At 32.4% G+C, this 1,252-nt stretch carries 1 protein-coding gene; it reads right to left on the bottom strand.

What is annotated here, in order from left to right; all coding sequences use genetic code 11:
* Window positions 1–248 precede the first annotated feature (248 nt).
* Window positions 249–1,252: MFS transporter (locus IDG60_RS14750; RefSeq protein ID WP_206160844.1), on the bottom strand; the 1,004-nt coding region annotated here is incomplete at its 5' end.

Here is a 1,252-nt window from a genome sequence, read left to right on the forward strand (position 1 = left end):
TAATGTTATATAGTAGGGATTGGGACAGAAATGTTATTTTCACAAAATTCATTTCGTTGACCCACTTCCTGCTTTTTCTTTATTAATGACCTACTACGTCAATGCCAAATTTTAATATAATTCCTCTAACATTCTACAAATCAACAAATAAAAAAAGTATCGATAACCATATTTGGCACCGATACTTTAAAAATCATGTCCCCACAACATAATTTTTGATTAGTCACACTTCAATTAATTTATTTTATTTATTCATGATTGATACTATTATCTGCATCTAACTTTTGAGCTGTAGCTTTTGCTTTTTTATTACTTTGTAAAAATAAACATAAAATTAAGGCGATGATGCTAAATATCGTTGCAACTATAAATGCATCATTAATACCTTCAACCGTTGCTAGTTTATTTACAAATTGTAGTAACACTTTCATTGCGCCTTCTTGTCCGCCATATTGTGATGCTAATTCACGCATATGATCTTGTACAACAGGATTCGTTTTATCTAACTCTTCCCCAAAAGCTGATAAGTGTTGTGTAGTTTGTGTTGTCATTACAGTAACTAAGATTGCTGTACCTATAGAGCCTGCTAATTGACGCATCGTATTTAAGAAAGCATTACCATGAGAGGCAAGTCGTCCAGGTAACGCATTAATAGCTGCAGTTACCATTGGCATCATTATAAATGCCATACCAAATGAACGAAGTACATAGATACCCATGATTGTCATATATGGTGTATCCATATTTAATTTAGTTAATTCCCATGTTGCATAAGTCATGACAGCAATACCAAAAATGGCTAAAGGTTTTAAACCAATCGTGTCTAACAACTTACCAGCAAATGGTCCTAGTAGACCCATAATTAGAGAACCAGGTAATAATAACAATCCGGAATCTAATGCTGAGAAACCACGTAAATTTTGTAAGTAAATTGGTAATAAAATCATACCACCATACAAACTTAACATTACAACCATATTAATAATTGTTGTTAATGTAAATGTTGGGAATTTCAATACTTCTAAATTCAACATTGGCGCCTTCATTCTTAATTCTCTTATTACAAATAGAATAATAAAGATAATACCAATCGCAAACATTGTTTCTATCTCAACAGAACCCCAGCCTTTGTTCCCCGCTTCTGAAAAGCCGTATAACAAAGCACCAAAACCAATCGTACTAAAAATGATACCTGGGATATCAGCTTTAGGGTTTGTTGTATATTGATATAACTTAAACCATACAAAACCAA

The organism is Staphylococcus sp. EG-SA-2, assembly GCF_017152085.1.